This is a genomic window from Streptomyces sp. NPDC029164 (assembly GCF_055563995.1).
Window position 1 is genome coordinate 1 of record NZ_JBVHWW010000015.1, and the last position, 19687, is coordinate 19687.

The 19687-nt window shown below is 73.4% G+C and carries 19 protein-coding genes; 13 read left to right on the forward strand and 6 right to left on the reverse strand.

Annotated elements, in window-relative coordinates; translation table 11 throughout:
- Positions 1-94 precede the first annotated feature (94 nt).
- Positions 95-1225: a threonine aldolase family protein gene (locus ACZ4VT_RS16150; protein WP_467950089.1), complete on the reverse strand. Its 1131-nt coding sequence runs from the start codon at positions 1223-1225 to the stop codon at positions 95-97.
- Positions 1226-1336: 111 nt separating this feature from the next.
- Between ACZ4VT_RS16150 and ACZ4VT_RS16155 the strand changes: the two genes are divergently transcribed.
- Genes ACZ4VT_RS16155 through ACZ4VT_RS16175 form a run of 5 tightly spaced genes read left to right on the forward strand, consistent with a single transcriptional unit; the run spans position 1337 to position 6775 of the window.
- Entirely contained in the window at positions 1337-2248 is a 912-nt protein-coding gene (locus ACZ4VT_RS16155; RefSeq protein ID WP_362801363.1) for a Rossmann-like and DUF2520 domain-containing protein, read from the forward strand.
- Positions 2245-3234, forward strand: a complete 990-nt coding sequence (gene panC / locus ACZ4VT_RS16160; protein ID WP_467950091.1) for a pantoate--beta-alanine ligase — start codon at positions 2245-2247, stop codon at positions 3232-3234. Before ACZ4VT_RS16155 ends, panC begins: the two co-directional genes overlap by 4 nt.
- Positions 3231-4991, forward strand: coding sequence for an L-aspartate oxidase (locus ACZ4VT_RS16165; RefSeq protein WP_467950093.1), 1761 nt, complete (start codon positions 3231-3233; stop codon positions 4989-4991). The genes panC and ACZ4VT_RS16165 overlap by 4 nt, the downstream gene beginning before the upstream one ends.
- A 2-nt stretch (positions 4992-4993) precedes the next feature.
- The gene (gene nadC, locus ACZ4VT_RS16170) at positions 4994-5962 is read left to right on the forward strand and encodes a carboxylating nicotinate-nucleotide diphosphorylase (protein WP_467950327.1); all 969 of its coding nucleotides are present in this window, start codon (positions 4994-4996) and stop codon (positions 5960-5962) included.
- A 3-nt stretch (positions 5963-5965) separates the two neighbouring features.
- Complete coding sequence (locus ACZ4VT_RS16175) at positions 5966-6775, forward strand: type III pantothenate kinase (protein WP_467950095.1); 810 nt, start codon at positions 5966-5968, stop codon at positions 6773-6775.
- A 331-nt stretch (positions 6776-7106) separates the two neighbouring features.
- Here the strand turns inward: ACZ4VT_RS16175 and ACZ4VT_RS16180 are convergent, their stop codons facing one another.
- Complete coding sequence (locus ACZ4VT_RS16180; protein ID WP_467950097.1) at positions 7107-7316, reverse strand: hypothetical protein; 210 nt, start codon at positions 7314-7316, stop codon at positions 7107-7109.
- A gap of 198 nt (positions 7317-7514) precedes the next feature.
- On the opposite strand from ACZ4VT_RS16180, the gene ACZ4VT_RS16185 reads away from it, so the two are divergent.
- Together ACZ4VT_RS16185 and ACZ4VT_RS16190 are read left to right on the forward strand one after the other, a co-directional pair.
- Positions 7515-8639, forward strand: coding sequence for a DUF5937 family protein (locus tag ACZ4VT_RS16185; RefSeq protein ID WP_467950098.1), 1125 nt, complete (start codon positions 7515-7517; stop codon positions 8637-8639).
- A 252-nt stretch (positions 8640-8891) separates the two neighbouring features.
- A complete protein-coding gene (locus ACZ4VT_RS16190; protein ID WP_467950100.1) occupies positions 8892-10442 on the forward strand; it encodes a M28 family metallopeptidase in 1551 nt (516 codons plus the stop codon).
- 163 nt (positions 10443-10605) lie between these two features.
- Here ACZ4VT_RS16190 and ACZ4VT_RS16195 read toward each other — a convergent pair whose 3' ends face one another.
- Entirely contained in the window at positions 10606-11553 is a 948-nt protein-coding gene (locus ACZ4VT_RS16195) for an SAM-dependent methyltransferase (RefSeq protein ID WP_467950329.1), read from the reverse strand.
- Between the two features lie 154 nt (positions 11554-11707).
- Between ACZ4VT_RS16195 and ACZ4VT_RS16200 the strand changes: the two genes are divergently transcribed.
- Positions 11708-12910 (forward strand): sensor histidine kinase, encoded by a 1203-nt coding sequence (locus ACZ4VT_RS16200; protein WP_467950101.1) that lies wholly within the window; start codon positions 11708-11710, stop codon positions 12908-12910.
- A 17-nt stretch (positions 12911-12927) separates the two neighbouring features.
- Positions 12928-13602: a response regulator gene (locus ACZ4VT_RS16205; protein WP_467950102.1), complete on the forward strand. Its 675-nt coding sequence runs from the start codon at positions 12928-12930 to the stop codon at positions 13600-13602.
- A 69-nt stretch (positions 13603-13671) separates the two neighbouring features.
- On the opposite strand, the gene ACZ4VT_RS16210 is transcribed toward ACZ4VT_RS16205, so the two are convergent.
- From ACZ4VT_RS16210 to ACZ4VT_RS16220, 3 genes are all read right to left on the reverse strand, one after another.
- Entirely contained in the window at positions 13672-14292 is a 621-nt protein-coding gene (locus tag ACZ4VT_RS16210; protein WP_467950104.1) for a hypothetical protein, read from the reverse strand.
- A gap of 149 nt (positions 14293-14441) precedes the next feature.
- Positions 14442-15833 carry a PH domain-containing protein gene (locus ACZ4VT_RS16215; protein ID WP_467950106.1) on the reverse strand — a complete coding sequence of 464 codons (1392 nt, stop codon included), beginning with the start codon at positions 15831-15833 and terminating at the stop codon, positions 14442-14444.
- Positions 15830-16321 carry a PH domain-containing protein gene (locus ACZ4VT_RS16220; RefSeq protein WP_467950108.1) on the reverse strand — a complete coding sequence of 164 codons (492 nt, stop codon included), beginning with the start codon at positions 16319-16321 and terminating at the stop codon, positions 15830-15832. Before ACZ4VT_RS16220 ends, ACZ4VT_RS16215 begins: the two co-directional genes overlap by 4 nt.
- Positions 16322-16352: 31 nt before the next feature.
- On the opposite strand from ACZ4VT_RS16220, the gene ACZ4VT_RS16225 reads away from it, so the two are divergent.
- The 4 genes from ACZ4VT_RS16225 (at position 16353) to ACZ4VT_RS16240 (ending at position 19662) form a co-directional block, all read left to right on the forward strand.
- Positions 16353-17495 (forward strand): NADH-quinone oxidoreductase subunit D, encoded by a 1143-nt coding sequence (locus tag ACZ4VT_RS16225; protein ID WP_390785311.1) that lies wholly within the window; start codon positions 16353-16355, stop codon positions 17493-17495.
- Between the two features lie 63 nt (positions 17496-17558).
- On the forward strand, positions 17559-18503 hold the full coding sequence (locus tag ACZ4VT_RS16230; protein ID WP_467950110.1) for a nucleoside hydrolase: 945 nt from the start codon (positions 17559-17561) through the stop codon (positions 18501-18503).
- Between the two features lie 62 nt (positions 18504-18565).
- Positions 18566-19417 (forward strand): arylamine N-acetyltransferase family protein, encoded by an 852-nt coding sequence (locus ACZ4VT_RS16235; RefSeq protein ID WP_467950112.1) that lies wholly within the window; start codon positions 18566-18568, stop codon positions 19415-19417.
- Between the two features lie 29 nt (positions 19418-19446).
- A complete protein-coding gene (locus tag ACZ4VT_RS16240; RefSeq protein WP_467950114.1) occupies positions 19447-19662 on the forward strand; it encodes a hypothetical protein in 216 nt (71 codons plus the stop codon).
- Positions 19663-19687 lie beyond the last annotated feature (25 nt).

Sequence of the window (19687 nt, forward strand, 5' to 3'; positions counted from 1 at the left end):
CCCCCCCCCCCCCCCCCCCCCCCCCCCCCCCCCCCCCCCCCCCCCCCCCCCCCCCCCCCCCCCCCCCCCCCCCCCCCCCCCCCCCCCCCACCCCCTAGAGCCGCGCCACGAAGTCGGCGGCGGCCCGCCTCACGTCGGACTCCGTCCAGGACAGGCCCGGCTCGGTGATCTCCAGTTCCGTCACCGCCAGACCCGGCGGGCCGTCGGGGGACCACCGGCGGAAGAGGACCGTACCCGTCTCCTCCGCCAGCCGCAGGCCCGCCTCCGTCAGGCGGTCCGCCTCGTACGGCAGCCACACCTGGAACTGGTGCGTGTGCGGCTCCTCCGGGTGGATCCGGGCCCACGGGACCTCCGCCTCGTCGAACGCCGAGCGCAGCGCCCCCGCCACCATCCGCGCCTGGGCCACGTACGACGGCAGCCGGGGCAGTTCCCGTTCCAGTCCGGCCAGCGCGGACAGGGCCTGCGGGAACTGCCGGAAGATCTGGCCGCCGTACCGGTGGCGCCAGACGCGGGCCTCCTCCACGAACTCCCGCGACCCGGCCAGGCAGGCCCCGCTGAGGCCGCCCAGCGACTTGTAGAAGGAGACGTACACCGAATCCGCGAGCCCGGCGATCTCCGGCAGCGGGCGCCCGAAGCGGACGGTGGACTCCCACAGGCGGGCCCCGTCGAAGTGGACCACCGCCTCCCGCTCGCGGGCCGCCTCGACCAGCGCCCGCAGCTCCTCCCAGGTGGGCAGGAGGAAACCGGCGTCCCGCAGCGGCAGCTCCAGCATCAGCGTGCCGAAGGGCTCCCGGACCGCCGCGACCTCCGCGGGCGTCGGCTGGCGGGCCTCCGTCGTCGGGTGCACCACCCGCAGCCCGGAGACGGTCGACAGCGCGTCGCCCTCCCACCGCTCCGGATGGCTCATCGGGTGCAGGGCCACCACCGGGTTCCCGGTGCGGCCCGCCCAGCAGCGCAGCGCGATCTGCTGGGCCATCGTCCCGCTGGGGAAGAACGCCGCGTCCTGCGTGCCGAGCAGCTCCGCGACCCGGCGTTCCAGCGTCTCGACGACCCCGTCGCCGTACACGTCGGCCGGTCCGTCCATGGCGTACGGGGCTTCGGCGAGCGAGGCGAGCAGCTCCCCCACCGTGGGTTCGAGCAGGCTGCGCGACAGCCTGCGCTCCGCTCCGCGCCAGGCCGCCACCTGCCGCTTCGTACGTTCCGTGTCGTCACTGTCGTCGCTCATGGAGCCCGATCCTCACCCACGTCGTCGCCGTCCGGCCAATTGCCCCAGGAGCTAGCATGGCGGCGTATCGTCCGGTACCCCCCGCGGACTGGAACGGAAGGCCCTCCCCGCGTGAATCCCTCACAGCAGCCACGCCCTGCCCGGCTCGCCGTCGGCGTCGTCGGAGCCGGTCGGGTCGGTCCGGCGCTGGCGCGCGCGCTCCAGCAGGCCGGCCACCGGCCCGTCGCCGTCTCCGGAGTGTCCGACGCGTCCGTGCGCCGGGCCGCGCGGATGCTGCCCGACGTGCCGCTCGTGCCGCCCGCGCAGGTGCTGGAGCGGGCCGAGCTGGTGCTCCTCACCGTCCCCGACGACGTGCTGCCCTCCCTGGTGGAGGGCCTGGCCGAGACCGGCGCGATCCGGCCCGGCCAGCTCGTCGTGCACACCTCGGGCCGGTACGGGACCGCCGTGCTCGACCCGGCGCGCCGCGCGGGCGCCCTGCCGCTGGCCCTGCACCCCGCGATGACCTTCACCGGCACCGAGGTCGACGTGCAGCGCCTGGCCGGCTGCTCCTTCGGCGTCACCGCCCCCGAGGAGCTGCGGCTGGCCGCCGAGGCCCTGGTCATCGAGATGGGCGGGGAGCCCGAGTGGATCGCGGAGGAGAACCGTCCGCTCTACCACGCGGCCCTCGCCCTCGGCGCGAACCACCTGGTCACGCTGGTCGCCCAGTCGATGGAGCTGCTGGGCAAGGCCGGGGTCGAGCACCCCGACCGGATGCTCGGCCCGCTGCTCGGCGCGGCCCTCGACAACGCCCTGCGCTCCGGCGACGGCGCCCTGACCGGCCCGGTGGCCCGCGGAGACGCCGGTACGGTCGCCGCGCACGTCTCGGAGCTGCGCAGGCACGCGCCGGCCGCGGTCGCCGGGTACCTGGCGATGGCCCGCACCACCGCCGACCGGGCCCTCGCGCACGGTCTGCTCAAGCCCGAACTCGCCGAGGACCTGCTCGGCGTGCTCGCCGACACGGACGCCGACGGGGGCCACCAGTGACCCAGCTGCTGCACACCGCCGAGGAGCTGCACGGACTGGCGCGCGCCGGCCGGCGGGCCGTGGTGATGACCATGGGCGCCCTGCACGAGGGCCACGCCACCCTGATCCGTACCGCCCGCGAACAGGCCGGGCCGGGCGGCCAGGTCGTGGTCACCGTCTTCGTCAACCCGCTGCAGTTCGGGGCGAACGAGGACCTCGACCGCTATCCGCGCACCCTCGACGCCGATCTGCTGATCGCCGAAGGGGCGGGCGCCGACGCGGTGTTCGCCCCGGCCGTCGACGAGGTCTACCCCGGCGGCGACCCGCAGGTGCGGATCACCGCCGGGCCGATGGGCGAGCGCCTCGAAGGGGCCACCCGCCCCGGCCACTTCGACGGAATGCTGACCGTCGTCGCCAAGCTGCTCCACCTCACCCGCCCCGACCTGGCCCTCTTCGGCCAGAAGGACGCCCAGCAACTGGCGCTGATCCGGCGGATGGTGACCGACCTGAACTTCCCCGTCGAGGTGGCCGGCGTACCGACCGTCCGCGAGGAGGACGGGCTCGCCCTGTCGTCCCGCAACCGCTTCCTCTCCCCCGCCGAGCGGCACACCGCCCTGGCCCTGTCCCGCGCCCTGTTCGCCGGGCAGGACCGGCTCGCCGCGCAGGCGGCGCTGCGCGCCCGCGCCGAGGCCTCCCCGGCCAGCGACGAGCGGGCCACCGCCCTGGCCCGGCTGGGCGAGATCCGTGCCTCCGCCGACGCGCACGCCGTCTCGGCCGCGGGCGGCGGCCTGCCGGACGCCGTACGGGCCGCCGCGCTGCACGTCCTGGAGGAGGCGGGCCGCCACGAGCCGCCGCTCGACCTGGACTACCTGGCGCTGGTGGACCCGCAGGACTTCACCGAGGCCGGTCCCGGCTTCACCGGACAGGCCGTGCTGGCCGTCGCCGCGAAGGTGGGCGCGACCCGGCTGATCGACAACATCCCATTGGAATTCGGAGCACACTCGTGAGCACCCCAGGCAGAGGCCCCGCAGGCAGCGACGGCGCAGACACCGCCGCGGGCACCGGCATACGCCTGCACGCGCCCGCCCCCGGCTGGTCCCTCGACGCCGATGTCGTGGTCGTCGGTTCCGGTGTGGCGGGCCTGACCGCCGCGCTGCGCTGCGCCGCCGCGGGCCGCCGGACCGTCGTGGTCACCAAGGCCCGGCTCGACGACGGCTCCACCCGCTGGGCCCAGGGCGGCATCGCCGCGGCCCTCGGCGACGGCGACACCCCCGAGCAGCACCTCGACGACACCCTGGTCGCGGGCGCGGGCCTGTGCGACGAGGAGGCCGTACGGCTGCTCGTCACCGAAGGCCCGGACGCGGTACGGCGGTTGATGGCCACCGGCGCGGTCTTCGACACCTCCGCGGAGACCGGGGAGATAGAACTGACCCGCGAGGGCGGCCACCACCGGCGGCGCATCGCGCACGCGGGCGGCGACGCCACCGGCGCCGAGATCTCCCGGGCCCTCGTCGAGGCGGTCCAGGCCGCGGGCATCGAGACCGTCGAGAACGCCCTCGTACTGGACCTGCTGCACGACGGGCGGGGCCGTACGGCCGGAGTCACGCTGCACGTGATGGGCGAGGGCCAGCACGACGGCGTCGGCGCCGTCCACGCACCCGCCGTGATCCTCGCGACCGGCGGCATGGGCCAGGTCTTCTCGGCCACCACCAACCCGTCGGTGTCCACCGGTGACGGCGTGGCGCTCGCCCTGCGCGCCGGCGCCGAGGTCTCCGACCTGGAGTTCGTGCAGTTCCACCCGACGGTGCTGTTCCTCGGCCCGGACGCCGAGGGGCAGCAGCCACTGGTCTCGGAGGCGGTCCGCGGGGAGGGCGCGTACCTCGTCGACGCGGACGGCGTCCGCTTCATGGTCGGCCAGCACGAGCTCGCCGAACTGGCCCCGCGCGACATCGTCGCCAAGGGCATCATGCGCCGCATGCAGGAGCAGGGCGCGCAGCACATGTACCTGGACGCCCGGCACTTCGGCGCCGAGATGTGGGAGCAGCGCTTCCCGACGATCCTCGCCGCCTGCCGCTCGCACGGCATCGACCCGGTGACCGAGCCGATCCCGGTCGCGCCCGCCGCGCACTACGCGTCCGGCGGCGTACGGACCGACCTGCACGGCCGGACCACCGTCCGCGGCCTGTACGCCTGCGGTGAGGTCGCCTGCACCGGCGTGCACGGCGCGAACCGGCTCGCCTCCAACTCGCTGCTGGAGGGCCTGGTCTTCGCCGAGCGGATCGCCGACGACATCGCCGCGCGGCGCTTCGGCGGCAACGGCCCGGTCGTCCCGGTCCCGGCGACCGGCCCGCTGCAGCCCGCCGCGGCCCGCCACGAGATCCAGCGGATCATGACGGAGGGCGCGGGCGTGCTCCGCTCCGCCGCCTCGCTGGCCACGGCGGCCGAGGCCCTCGAAGCCCTGGACGCGACCGCCCTGAACGACCTCGAGGCCCACGGCAAGACCGCCGAGCCGGGCGTGGACACCTGGGAGGCCACGAACCTGCTGTGCGTGGCACGGGTCCTCGTCGCCGCCGCGCAGCGGCGCGAGGAGACCCGCGGCTGCCACTGGCGCGAGGACCACCCGGACCGCGACGATGCCGACTGGCGGCGTCATCTCGTCGTCCGGCTCTCGGCGACCGAGAAACGGGCCCTGGTCGTCGTACCCACCGACTCCGCGGACTTCCCGTCCGTGCACCCCCTGAGCACCCCGAGCCTGGAGCAGTGACCGTGAGCACCCCCGAACTTCCCCTGATCGACCAGAACGACGGCGGCTGCGGCGACGACTGCGCCTGCGGTGACGGCGAGGAGAGCGGCCTGGACCCGGCGCTGGCCCAGCTGCTGGCCGACGCGGGCCTGGACCCCATCGAGGTCGAGGACATCGCGCACATGGCGCTCTCCGAGGACCTGGACGGCGGCGTGGACGTCACCACCGTCGCCACGGTGCCCGAGGAGGCCGAGGCGATCGCCGACTTCGTCGCCCGCGAGAACGGCGTCGTGGCCGGTCTGCGGATCGCCGAGGCCGTGTTCTCCGTGGTGTGCACGGAGGCCTTCGAGGTGGAGCGCCACGCGGAGGACGGCGACACGGTCAAGGCCGGGGAGGTCCTGCTCTCCGTACGCTCGCGCACCCGCGACCTGCTCACGGCGGAGCGCAGCGCGCTGAACATCCTGTGCCGGCTGTCCGGCATCGCGACGGCCACCCGCCGCTGGGCGGACGTACTGGAGGGCACCGGGGCGAAGGTCCGCGACACCCGCAAGACCACCCCGGGCCTGCGCGCGCTGGAGAAGTACGCGGTGCGCTGCGGCGGCGGCGTCAACCACCGGATGTCGCTGTCGGACGCCGCGCTGGTCAAGGACAACCACGTGGTGGCGGCGGGCGGGGTCGCGGAGGCCTTCAAGGCCGTGCGGGATGCCTTCCCGGAGCTCCCGATCGAGGTCGAGGTCGACACCCTGGAGCAGATCGGCGAGGTCCTGGAGGCCGGCGCCGACCTGATCCTGCTGGACAACTTCACGGTCGCGCAGACCGCCGAGGCCGTGGCCCTGGTGGCCGGGCGCGCGGTGCTGGAGTCCTCGGGCCGCCTCTCCCTGGACACCGCCCGGGCGTACGCGGAGACCGGCGTGGACTACCTGGCCGTCGGCGGGCTGACCCACTCCTCGCCGATCCTGGACATCGGCCTCGATCTGCGCGAGGCGGTGTAACCCGTGCTCCTCACCATCGACGTAGGCAACACCCACACGGTCCTGGGCCTGTTCGACGGTGACGAGATCGTCGAGCACTGGCGCATCTCGACCGACCCGAGGCGCACGGCCGACGAGATGGCCGTGCTGATGCAGGGCCTGATGGGCATGCACCCGATGCTCGGCAACGAGCTGGGCGACGGCATCCACGGCATCGCGATCTGCTCGACGGTGCCGTCGGTCCTGCACGAGCTGCGCGAGGTCACCCGCCGCTACTACGGCGACGTCCCGGCGGTCCTCGTCGAACCCGGCATCAAGACGGGCGTCCCCATCCTCATGGACAACCCGAAGGAGGTCGGCGCGGACCGCATCATCAACGCGGTCGCGGCGGTCGAGCTCTACGGGGGCCCGGCGATCGTGGTCGACTTCGGTACGGCGACCACCTTCGACGCGGTGTCCGCGAAGGGCGAGTACGTGGGCGGGGTGATCTCCCCGGGCATCGAGATCTCGATGGAGGCGCTCGGCGTACGGGGCGCCCAGCTCCGCAAGATCGAGCTGGCCCGCCCGCGGAACGTGATCGGCAAGTCCACGGTCGAGGCGATGCAGTCGGGCGTGGTCTACGGGTTCGCGGGCCAGGTCGACGGGGTCGTGGCCCGGATGGCGAAGGAACTGGCCGGCCCGAACGGCGACCCGGACGACGTCCGCGTCATCGCGACGGGCGGCCTGGCGCCGATGGTGCTGGGCGAGTCCTCGGTGATCGACGACCACGAACCGTGGCTGACGCTGATCGGACTGCGACTGGTCTACGAACGCAACGCCCCGAACTTCGACTGACCCGGTTACCCGCTGGGGCTCCGCCCCAGACCCCGCTCCTCAAACGCCGGAGGGGCTGGCTTGTGCGGCGAGGCTGCGGCAAGGTCGCAGGGCTCGGGTAGCAACTGGGCCGGTTGGGCTGGGGTCGGGTGTGTGCCGGGGTGATCCCCGCAGGGCGCCGAACACAACAAGGCTCCGCTCTCCGACCCCCCGCCACGTTCGGCGCCCGAGGAGACACCCCGGCGCGCGCCCGACCCCGGCACAACCGGCCCCCACCCCGCCCGAGCGGCGCAGCCAACTGGCGCCCGGCCCGGGCCCGGCGCGGTCGCGGGGTCCACCAGCCGGTGGCGGTTCAGCACGCGCGCGGCCGGCTCAACATCCGCCGCAGGGCAGCGCGCCAGGGGTGGCCGGCCGGGCGGCCCTCCACCACGGCCTTGACCTGCTCGTACGACCGGATCTCGCGCAGGACGGCGACGTCGTCGCGGCCGGGCGGCGGGGGCATCGGCTCCCCGTGCTGGGAGGCCCGCCAGGTGTCTATGAGGTACTGCTCGATCGCGCTCATAGCTCTACCCTCACCCCGTCGGCGGCACCGCGCACGACAGTTGACGTTCCCCGTCAATCGACGGCTCCCCGCGGCCGCCCCACCGGCAAACGATCACTCGTCCGGCCGCCGCGCCGGACCGCCCGCGGCCACTCGTACGGCGGCGCCGGACGGTCCACCCGGCGCCACCCTCGGTGAGCGGGACGACAGAATGGCCTGATGAGCGTCACCATCGACATCGCCGGACTCCCCGCAGAGCGGATCACCTTCGCGCCCTCCCCGCTCGCGGAGCTCTGCATGGCGCTGCACGCGCTCTCCCAGCCCGCCCATCACCCCGCGCTCACCTCCTGGACCACGGCCACCGCCGCCTCGCTCGATCCGTGCCTCGCGGACCGGCTGCTGGAGGGCGAGTTCATGTGGCGGAGCTCCTTCTCCGACATCTTCATGGCCTTCGCCGGGATCACCGGCGGGACCGGGGTGCCCGCCGGGACCCTGGCCGAGGAGCTCGACGTACTCGACCGGCTGGACGACGAGCAGTTCGTGATGGCCGCCCTGGAGCACTGCTGGCTGGCGCTCTACAACGAGGGCGGCGGCCCGTCCCCGCTCACGAACCCGGCGGCCCGGGCCAAGGCGCTGGAGGTGGCCGCCGCCCGCGGCCCCCACCAGCTGGAGTTCTCCGTACGCCTGCTGGACGACACCGCCGGCGTACGGGTGTGGATGCGCCGGCTCCTGGAGGACTGCGACGAGGCCTTCTTCGCGGAGACCTGGAAGCGCGTGGAGCCGGGGCAGAGCGCCGACACCCGGCACAAGGCCGAACTGCTGCGCCGCAAGGGGCTGCCGGCCGCGCTAAGGGAGGTCTCGGCGGCGCTCAGCGTCGACGAGGGCCTCACCACCATCACCGTCGACAAGATGGTCCACGGGGCGACGACCGCGACCGACCCCCGAATAGGCGGCGGCCTCGTCTTCGTGCCGACCAACTTCGGCTGGCCGCACCTGCTCGTGGGGCACGCTCCGGGCTGGCGGCCGGTGGTCCACTATCCGCTCGGCACCCCCGAACCGGTCTCCGCGCCGGGCTCGGTGGAGCTGCTCCAGCGGCGGATGGAGGCACTGGCCCACCCCATGCGGATGCTGCTGTGCCGGAGTCTGGCGCGGGCCCCGTACACGACGAGCGAGCTGGCGACCGTGTACGGGATCACCGCGCCGGAGGTGTCACGGCATCTGGCCGTCCTGAAGAAGGCCGGCCTGATGCACACGCGACGGCAAGGCCGCTACGCCCAGCACCAGTTGGACCTGAGGGCGGTCGCCCGCATCGGATCCGACTTCATCGAGGGCGTCCTGCGCTAGGCGGAACCGGCGGACGGTTGGCCGGATTCGATCGGCGCAGAGTCACCGATATACGGAATTCATGAACCGAAAACAGCGAAAACTCTGGCCTTGATGGCCACTTGCTGTCTAACGTGCGCTCACTGTTTCCCCTCCTGACGCACACCGCTTCTGCGTTTCAGTCGCACCACGCACCACCACGCCGTGCCTTGCTGTGCCCTGCTGTGCCCAGTTTCGCCCGCCCTGCTCGCCTTTTGTCGTGGAAGGACCTTCATGCCCTCACGCCGTATAGCCGCAGCAACCGCCGCCCTCGCCGCAGCGGCCCTCGTCTCACCGCTGCTGCTCGCCGGACCGGCCGGAGCCACCGGGAGCCCGCAGAGCGACGCCGCCCGCGGTGACGCGCTCGCCAGGAAGCTGGTCAAGGACGCGACCGGAAAGGGCGCCTACAACCACCTCAAGGTGCTGCAGTCCCTGGCCGACTACAACAACGGCAACCGTGCGGCCGGCTCCAAGGGCCACGAGCAGTCGGCCAAGTACATCGAGGCCGTGATGAAGGCGGCCGGATACACGGTCACCCGCAACGAGTTCGACTTCGTCTACGTCGAGACCATCGAGGAGAAGCTGACGGTGGGCGGCGCGAACGAGCGCGACGTACCGATCCACCTGATGACCTACACGGCGAACTCCCCGGAGGGTGGTGTGACGGCCCCGGTCGCCGTCGCCCCGGTCGACGCGGACGGGACGAACGGCTGCGAGCCCGGCGACTTCGCCTCCGGCACCTTCACCGGCAAGATCGCCCTGGTCAAGCGCGGCGGCTGCACCTTCGCGGTGAAGCAGCAGAACGCGGCGGCCGCCGGCGCGGTCGGCGCGATCATCTACAACAACACCGCGGGCGCCCTGAACGGCACCCTCGGCGACCCGACGCTGGGCAAGGTCCCGACGGGCGGCATCACCCGGGAGGACGGCGAGAAGCTCGCCGCCGAGGCCGCCGCCGGCCCGGTCGAGGTCACCCTCGACATCCGCGAGCTGCGCGAGAACCGCAAGACGTTCAACGTGATCGCCGAGACCAAGGGCGGCGACGAGAACAACACCGTCTTCCTCGGCGCGCACCTCGACTCGGTCGCGGCCGGCCCGGGCATCAACGACAACGGCTCCGGCTCGGCGGGCATCCTCCAGGTCGCCCAGCGGCTCGCGAGCGAGCAGAAGAAGGTCAAGAACAAGGTCAAGTTCGCCTGGTGGTCGGCGGAGGAGTTCGGCCTGCTCGGCTCGGAGGCGTACGTCGCCGGGCTGACGGACGAGCAGAAGAAGCAGATCAAGCTCTACCTGAACTTCGACATGATCGCCTCGCCGAACTCCGCGTACTTCGTCTACGACGGCGACGACTCGGACGCCACCGGCGCGGGCCCCGGCCCGGCCGGCTCCGCCCAGCTGGAGAAGGGGATCACCGACTTCCTCGACTCCAAGAAGATCCCGCACGAGGGCACGGACTTCTCCGGCCGCTCGGACTACGGCCCGTTCATCGAGGTCGGCATCCCCTCCGGCGGCACCTTCACCGGCGCCGAGGGCATCAAGACCGCGGAGCAGGCCGCGAAGTTCGGCGGCCAGGCGGGCGTCGCCTACGACGTGAACTACCACGGCAAGGGTGACGACATCACGAACATCGACCAGAAGGCGCTCGACATCAACGTCGACGTCATCGCGGACGCGGTCGGCCACTACGCGCACGACCTGGCCCCGCTGTCGAAGCCGGTCGTCTCGACGCCGACCAACGGCTCGGGCAGCGGCGGCGGCCTCCACGAGGGCCACGACGAGGTCAACCAGTAACCGTCCCAACCCCGAACCGTCAGGCGCGGCTGATCACCGGCCGCGCCTGACGTCCGGCGCCGCCACTTCCGGCCCCGCCGGCGTTTGAGGTGGGAGGGTCCCCCGGACGGAGTCCGGGGGAGGGTCCGGGGCAGCGCCCCGGCAACGGCGCCGCAGGTCCGCCTCAGCCGCCCGCCCCACCCCACGCCCGGATCCCGACCGGCTGGCAGAGCCACAGGAAGTCGCCGAGCCCGCCGCGTGCGGTCAGCTCGGCGGCTTCCCCGGCAGCCGCCAGCCCCCGCACGTACGCCACCGGATCGGTCGAGGCCAGCCCCAGCGCGGGGCGGGCCCCCGAGACCCCGAGTCCCGTCAGCGCCTCGCGCTGGGTCAGCAGGACCGCACCCGGCGCCGCGCAGGAGTCCAGCGCCACGTGCGCGGTGACGTCGCAGCTGCCGTCCGGGACGGGCGGCACCTCCCGGCCCGCCCGGAAGCCGGTCAACGTGCCGTACGGCGGCCTCGCGTCCCGGGTGTGGCCGTAGTCCACCGCCACCGCCAGCCCCCGCTCCAGGCTCGCCACGGCCGCCGCCCAGGCCTCGTCGCGCGCCCGCCCGATCTCGGCCCGGCCGCCCTCCGCCCCGCCGGCGCCCGGCCACCACCGCTCCAGCCAGGCCCGGTCCGCGTCGTCGAGCGGGCCGCCGCGGCTCTCCGTACCGTCGGGGGCGACCAGGACGTAGCGCCCTTCCTCCGCGATCTCCAGCGGCACGTTGTCCAGCCACTCGTTGGCGAACAGCAGCCCCGTCGTCCCCTCGGGCGGTGCCGCGACCCAGCGGATCCGCGGGTCGAGCCCCGCGGGCCGCTCCGCCCGCTCCACGGCGTACGGACGCACCCGCGCGGCCGTCTCCGGCTCCAGCACGGCCAGCACCCCGGCCAGCAGCTCCCCGCGCCCGGCCCCCACGTCGACCAGGTCCAGCCCCTGCGGATGCCCGAGCTCCGCGTCCACCCACCGCAGCAGCCGGGCCACGGCTCCCGCGTACAGCGCGGAGGCGTGCACCGAGGTACGGAAGTGCCCGGCGGGCCCGGGCCCGCCGGGCCGCACGTAGAAGCCGCCGGGCCCGTACAGGGCGGCGTCCATCGCGTCCCGCCACCGGACCGGAGTCGGATGTCCACCCTGGGTGCTCACCCCACAAAGGCTAAGCTCAACTCCACCTTCGGGAGTACGCCCCCGAGGCCAGGTTCGAACCTCTGGTTGACTCCAGCACCTATCACCGTTCCCTACTCTGGGTTACGTGCAGCGCCTCTACGACTTCCTCCGCAGACACCCGACGGGCGTCGACAGCTTCTGGGCTGTCCTCCTCTTCGGGGTCTCGATGCTGAACGTCGTGGGCGAGCCCGACATCAGCCGGCCCCTGAAGTTCGCCGCCGTCCCGGTGGTGATCGCGCTGAGCACGGCCGTGGCCCTGCGCCGCAAGTGGACGCAGGCGATGTTCTGGCTCACCCTCGGGGCGGGCGTCTTCCAGCTCTCCGTGGGGATCATCGCGGGGATGTGGGACCTCGCCATGTTCGTGATCCTCTACACGGTCGCCGCGAGCGAGGTCCCGCGCTGGGTCTCCCGCACCGCGCTGGGCTGGGGGCTGGCAGCCGCGCCGCTCTACTTCGTCCGCTTCGGCGTGGACAAGGGCAGCAACGACGTCGACAACGTCCTCTTCGCCATCTTCATGATCATTCCGTTCGTGCTGGCCTGGGTGCTGGGCGACTCCCTGCGCACCCGCCGGGCCTACTACGCCCAGCTGATCGAGCGAAACTCGCGGCTGGAGAAGGAGCGCGAGGCCCAGGCCAAGGTGGCCGTGGCCGGCGAGCGCGCCCGGATCGCCCGCGAGCTGCACGACGTCGTCGCGCACAACGTCTCGGTGATGGTGGTCCAGGCGGACGGGGCGGCGTACGTCATGGACGTGGCCCCCGAGCAGGCCAAGGAGGCCCTCCAGACCATCTCCGGCACCGGCCGCCAGGCCCTCGCCGAGATGCGCCGGCTGCTGGGCGTCCTGCGCACCGGCGAGCCCCAGGAGTCCGAGGACTACGTGCCGCAGCCCGACGTCGAGCAGATCGAGGTCCTGGTCGAGCAGGTACGGGCGGCCGGGCTCGTGGTGGACTTCGAGGTCGAGGGCGCGCCGCGCCGGCTGCCCAGCGGGGTCGAGCTGACGGCGTACCGGATCGTGCAGGAGGCGCTGACCAACACCCGCAAGCACGGCGGCCCGGAGGCGAAGGCCAGCGTCCGGCTGGTCTACTTCGACGACGGGCTCGGCCTGCTGGTCGAGGACGACGGGCGGGGCGCGGCCCACGAAATGTACGAGGACGGCGGCGCGGACGGCGCCGGGCACGGACTGATCGGCATGCGCGAGCGGATCGGTATGGTCGGCGGGACCCTGGACGCGGGCCCGCGTCCGGGCGGCGGCTTCCGGATCAGCGCACTGCTTCCCCTGAAGAAGAGATGACGAGGACGAGGTAACTGATGTCCATCCGAGTGATGCTGGTCGACGACCAGGTGCTGCTGCGCACCGGCTTCCGGATGGTGCTCGCCGCCCAGCCGGACATGGAGGTCGTCGCCGAAGCGGGCGACGGCCTGGAGGCGCTGGAGGTGCTGCGGGCCACGAAGGTGGACGTGGTGCTGATGGACGTCCGCATGCCGAGGCTGGACGGTGTCGAGGCGACGCGGCGGATCTGCGAGCCGGAGGAGCACCCGAAGGTCATCATCCTGACCACCTTCGACCTGGACGAGTACGCCTTCTCGGGCCTGAAGGCCGGGGCGAGCGGCTTCATGCTGAAGGACGTCCCGCCGGCGGAACTGCTGGCGGCCATCCGCTCGGTGCACAGCGGGGACGCGGTGGTCGCCCCGTCCACGACGCGGCGGCTGCTGGACCGCTTCGCGCCGATGCTGCCGACGACCACGCAGGAGCCGCGCAACAAGGAGATCGAGCGGCTGACGGAGCGCGAGCGCGAGGTCATGCTGCTGGTGGCCCAGGGGCTGTCGAACGGGGAGATCGCGGCCCGGCTGGTCCTGTCGGAGGCGACCGTGAAGACCCACGTGGGCCGCATCCTGACGAAGCTGGGGCTGCGCGACCGCGTCCAGGTGGTGGTCCTGGCGTACGAGACGGGCCTGGTCCGCGCGGGCGGCGGCGCCGGCTAGCACCGCCTCCGGACGTCCCCCTCGGGTGGCCCGGCCCGAGGGGAACGCGTGTCCGCGATGTGCGGGCGGCTAGCGGATGACGAACTCGCAGCCCGAGCCGGCGGGGACGGTGTCGAGGGCCGCCTGGTCGGCCACGAGGATGTCGAAGCCCGCCCCGCAGGTGATGCGGTCGAAGCCGCCGTTCTTGCTGACGAGGGTGTCGTTGCCGCCGCCGCCCTCGAAGGTGGTGGTGCTGCCGGTGTTGGCGTTCCAGCCGTCGGAGTCGGTGAGGCGGTCGGCGGCGGTGCCTCCGATCAGCCGGTCCTCGCCCGATCCGCCGTCCATGTCGGACGGCACCGGGGTGTTGTTGGTGGCGACGTCGTTCCCGTTGCTCAGGGCGGCCTGGATGCGGGTCAGCCCGGTGAGCACACCGCAGCGGACGGCGTTGGGTCCCTGCTGGACGCAGCCGGGGCCGGCCGTGATCGTGGCCGTCGAGTCGGTGACGTTGACGACGCCGCCGCTTCCGATGCTGAAGGTCACGGTGTTCTGCTCGCCGGGCAGGGCCGCGAAGCGGACCTCGCCGCCCGACCGCATCACGAACGAGGGATCGGCGGCCGCGGGGCCCGCGAAGGCCATCGTCATCGCGAGCGCCGCCGCGGCGGGGGCGGCCAGGCGCGCCAGGCGCACGAGCCGTGAGGTGTTCGGGTTCATCAGTGCTGCCCCTTTGGGTTGCTGACGACGGATCAGGTCGAGGATCCGTCGCCCCCTTCGCTACCCGGAGTCACCGATAAGCTCTTCTTGTAATCACACAGTTACCTCGTGTGCCGCAGCCGACCCCTCGTCCGGCTCACGCGCCCGGCTCACGCGCCCGGCTGCGTCATCCAGCGGTCCGGGCGGGCCGAGGCGCGGGAGGTGCGGGCGCGGACGGCCTGGGCGGCCAGCAGGGCGGCGGCCTCGTCCGCGGCCCGCAGCCGGGCCGTCACCGTCCCGTTCGCGCCGGTGTCCACGTGGACGTCGGCGAGGCCGCGGGCGCGGGCCCACGGGCCCTGGCTGAGCCGGACGCTCTGCACCTTGGCGTGCGGGACGATCTCCGTACGGAGGCACAGGCGGCCGTGCCGGGCGGCGAAGACCTCCGGGGAGACGGCCAGCGCGTAGCCCTTCCACCACACCGGGACCACCCAGCGCGACCCGGCCCGCGGGGAGCCGGAGAAGGCCAGGGCCGCCAGATCCACCCCGGGCAGCACCCGGGCGATCACGGCGTACGCGGCGGCCCGCGAGGCCACCGGGACCAGGACCTCGTTCTTCGAGCCCGCCACGGCCAGCTCCACGCGGACCCGGTCGCGCCGCCGCCACAGCAGCGGCTCCACGATCCGTACGGTCTGCACGCGCCCCGGCGGCACGGTCTCGTGGGCCCGGTCCAGCATTCCGTGGTCCAGGCGCAGCCCGTCCGGGGACTCCGCGACCCGCCAGTCGTACTCCGCGAGGAAGCGGCCCGCGGTGCCCGCCCAGACCGCGCCGAGCAGCGGGAGCAGGGTGACGACGGCCGCCCACGGGCTGGAGCTGAACCACCACACGGCCACCGGCCCGACGATCCCGGCCGCGAGCGCGCCCAGGACGCCGAGGCTGAGCAGCAGCGACACGGCGAGCTCGCGCGGGCTCACGCGCAGCAGCTCCCGGTCGGGGGCCTCGCCCAGGCGCACCGCCTCCTCGGGGGCGAAGCCCGCCGCGCGGGCGAGGAGTTCGGCGCGCAGGGCGACGGCCTCCTTCTCGCCGAGGAAGGAGAGCTGGTCCTTGTCGTCGGTGCCGATGACGTCGAGGCGCAGGCTGGCGACGCCGGTCAGCCGGGCCAGCAGCGGGCGGGTGACGTCCACGGCCTGGAGGCGGTCGAGGCGGATGTGCGCGGTGCGGCGGAAGAGCAGCCCCGTACGGATGCGCAGTTCGGTGTCGGTCACGGCGTAGTGGGTGAACCACCAGCTCAGGAAGCCGTACCCGGCGAACACGAGGATGATGCCGGCCAGCGCGAGCAGCCGGAGCAGGACGGACAGGTCCGCCACCCATTTCTGGGCCTGGTCGCCCTGCTGGGCGACCACGCCGACGGTCGCGGCGATCGGCACCCAGGCGCGGCGCAGCGGCGTGAAGGGGTGCAGCCGCCGTCCGCCTGCGGCGGGCTCGGCGCCGGGGGCGGAGGCGGAGGCGGAGGCGGAGGCGGAAGCGGGGGTCAGCGGGTCGCCGCCCGCCGGACCGGCGGTCACAGGCCCGCCGACCTTGCCTCGCCGAGGGCGGTGAGGCGGTCGCGCAGCCGCTCCGCCTCGGCCGGCGCCAGGCCCGGGATCTTGGCGTCGGTGGCCGCCGCGGCCGTGTGCAGCTGGAGGGAGGCCAGCCCGAAGCGCCGCTCCAGCGGGCCCGAGGTGACCTCGACCAGCTGCATCCGCCCGTACGGGACCACGGTCTCCTCCCGCCACAGCACCCCGCGGCTGATCAGCAGGTCGTCCGCCCGCTCGGCGTACCGCCAGGACCGCCAGTTCCGGCCGAGCAGCACCCAGCCCCAGCCCAGGACCGCGAGCCACACCACCCCGAGGACCGCCCACCACGGGCCGGCCGTCAGTCCCAGTACGACGGCGGACACGACGGCGAACCCCGTCATCCAGATCACCAGAAGCAGCCGCCGCAGAGTGAGCAGCCCGCCCGGCAGCCCCACCCACACGGGCCCGCCCGTCTCACCCTCTGTCCCCGTATCCATCCACCAAGCGTAGGGCTGAGACAATGCCCGCATGACGGAGACCACGGTCGGCATCGGCGGAGCGGCGGAGAGCACCGACATGGTGCTCAACATCGGCCCCCAGCACCCTTCCACGCACGGCGTGCTGCGCCTGCGCCTCGTCCTGGACGGCGAGCGGATCGTCAGCGCCGAGCCCGTGGTCGGCTACATGCACCGCGGCGCCGAGAAACTCTTCGAGGCCCGCGACTACCGGCAGATCGTGATGCTCGCGAACCGCCACGACTGGCTGTCCGCGTTCTCCAACGAGCTCGGTGTGGTCATGGCCGTCGAGCGGATGCTCGGCATGGAGGTCCCCGAGCGGGCCGTGTGGATGCGGACCCTGCTCGCCGAGCTGAACCGGGTGCTGAACCACCTGATGTTCCTCGGCTCGTACCCCCTCGAACTGGGCGGAATCACCCCGATCTTCCACGCGTTCCGCGAGCGCGAGGAGCTCCAGGCCGTCATGGAGGAGATCTCCGGCGGCCGCATGCACTACATGTTCAACCGCGTCGGGGGCCTCAAGGAGGACCTCCCGGCCGGCTGGCTCGGCCGGGCCCGCGCCGCCATCGCCGACGTCAACACCCGCATGCATGTCTACGACGACCTGGTGCGCGGCAACGAGATCTTCCGCGCCCGCACGCGCGGCGTCGGCGTCCTGTCCGCCGAGGCGGTGCACGCGTACGGGGTCTCCGGCCCGATCGCCCGCGCCTCCGGCGTCGACTTCGACCTGCGCCGCGACGAGCCGTACCTGGCCTACGGCGAGCTGCAGGACGTCCTCAAGGTCGTCACCCGCACCGAGGGCGACTGCCTGGCCCGCTTCGAGTGCCTGCTGGACCAGACCCACAACGCGCTCGACCTGGCCGTGGCCTGCCTGGACCGGATGGCGGAGCTGCCGCCGGGGCCGGTCAACCAGCGGCTGCCCAAGGTGCTGAAGGCGCCCGAGGGGCACACGTACGCCTGGACCGAGAACCCGCTCGGCATCAACGGCTACTACCTCGTCTCGAAGGGCGAGAAGACCCCGTACCGGCTGAAGCTGCGCAGCGCCTCGTACAACAACATCCAGGCCCTGGCCGTACTGCTGCCGGGGCAGCTCGTCGCGGACATGGTGGCGATCCTCGGCTCGCTCTTCTTCGTGGTCGGGGACATCGACAAGTAGAGACCGCCCGAGCGGCCCTCCGACGGCAGACTGGAGGGGTCCCGTCCGACGAGGAGGCCGCCCGTGCCCGTCCCGATCATCATCGACTGCGATCCCGGGCACGACGACGCGCTGGCGATCATGCTGGCGGCGGCGAACCCGGCGGTCGACCTGCTCGCCATCACCACGGTCGCCGGCAACCAGACGCTGGAGAAGACCTCCCTCAACGCCCGCCGGGTGTGCACGGTCGCCGGGATCACGGACGTGCCCATCGCCGCCGGGTGCGACCGGCCGCTGCTCCAGCCGCTGGCCGTGGCGGACGACGTGCACGGCGAGTCCGGGCTGGACGGACCGCGGTTCCCCGAACCCACGGTCGACCTGGTCCCCGAGCACGCGGTCGACCTCATCCACCGGATCCTCCTGGACCACCCGGAGCCGGTCACCCTGGTCCCCACCGCCCCGCTGACCAACATCGCCCTGCTGCTGACCCGCTACCCCGACAGCGCCGCCCGCATCCGCGAGATCGTGCTGATGGGAGGCTCCACGGAGCGGGGCAACCGCACCCCGGCGTCCGAGTTCAACATCCACACCGACCCGGAGGCCGCGGACATCGTCTTCCGCAGCGGGGTCCCCGTGACCATGTGCGGGCTCAACGTCACCCACCAGGCGCTGGCCACGCCCGAGATCCTGGCGCGCTTCGAGGCCCTCGGAACCGAACTCGGCGACATCTGCGCCGGATTGCTGGCCTACTTCGCGTCGACGTACAGCCGGCTGTGGAACATGCCCCACCCCCCGCTGCACGACCCCGTCGCCGTGGCCCGCGTGATCGACCCGGCCGTCGTCGAGTGCGTGGCGGCGAACGTCACCGTGGAACTGCACGGCCGGTACACGCGCGGGGCCACCGTCGTGGACCTCCACCGGTACCTGGACCGGCCGGTCAACGCGCAGGTCGCCGTATCCCTCGACACCGAGCGTTTCTGGGACCAGATGGTCGACGCCGTCGCGGCCCTCGGCAGGACCGGCCCGTGAGCGTCCGGGGCGCCGCGGGCAATTCCCGGGGGCCGCGTCCGGCCGGCGCCTACGCTGACCGGATGATCTCTGACATATTCGACGGCTACCTGCGCCGGCTCGGCGTCATCGATCCCGGAGCCCCCAGTGCCGAAGGACTGTTCGCGCTCCAGCGCGCGCACCTGGAGCGCATCGCCTACGACAACATCGACATCCAGCTCGGCCGGCCGCCCGGCATCGACCCCGAGCTGTCGGCCCGCCGCTTCGCCGCCGGACGCGGCGGCTACTGCTACCACCTCAACGGCGGCCTCGCGCTCCTCCTGGAGACCCTCGGCTACGAGGTGACCCGGCACTCCGGCGGCGTGTGCGGCGACGCCGCCTCCCGCGAGGTCAGCGGCGGGCACCTCACCCTGACCGTCCGCGTCGACGGGACCGCGTACTGGGTGGACGCCGGGATCGGGGACGGCCCGTACGAGCCGCTGCCGCTGCGCGAGGACGCGTACGAGCAGGGCGGCCTGCGGTACCGGATGGAGCGGCTGGAGCCGCTCGCGGGCGAGGGCGCGGGCTGGAGCCTCCTCAGCCCCGACATGCACATGCCCCGGATGAACTTCCGGGACGCGCCGGCGGCGACGGCCGATTTCGAGGCCATGCACACCTGGCTGTCGACCGCCGAGGACTCGCCCTTCGTACGGACCTTCGCGCTGTTCCGCCGTGACGCGGAGGGCGCGGACGTGCTGCGCGGCCGGGTCCTGACCCGGCTGGACTCCGCGAAGGGGACCAGCGAGCGGGAACTGGCCGACGCGGACGAGCTCTTCGAGGTCATCGGGAGCGTCTTCGGGCGCGACCTGGACGACCTGACGGCCGCGGACCGGGCGGCGCTGTGGGCGCGGGTGCAGCGGGCCCACGAGGTCTGGCTCGCCGCCCGGCAGGGCTGATGTCGGCGGGGCAGGGCAGACTGGGCGCCATGTCCCACTCCCCCCGCCGGGCCTGCCCCTCCTGCGGCCGCGACTGCGCCGTCACCGCCGGCCGGATCGCCCGCCACGACCCCCCTGCCGGGCGCGGACGCGGCGACCTGGTGTCCTGCCCCGGATCCCGGGCCCGGGTGGTGCTCGGCGCCTCCGCGCCGGCGCTGGACGGCTTCGTGCTGCCCGAACACCCCGGACAGCTCCCGCTGTTCTGAGGCCCTGCCCCGGCCGGGAACCAGA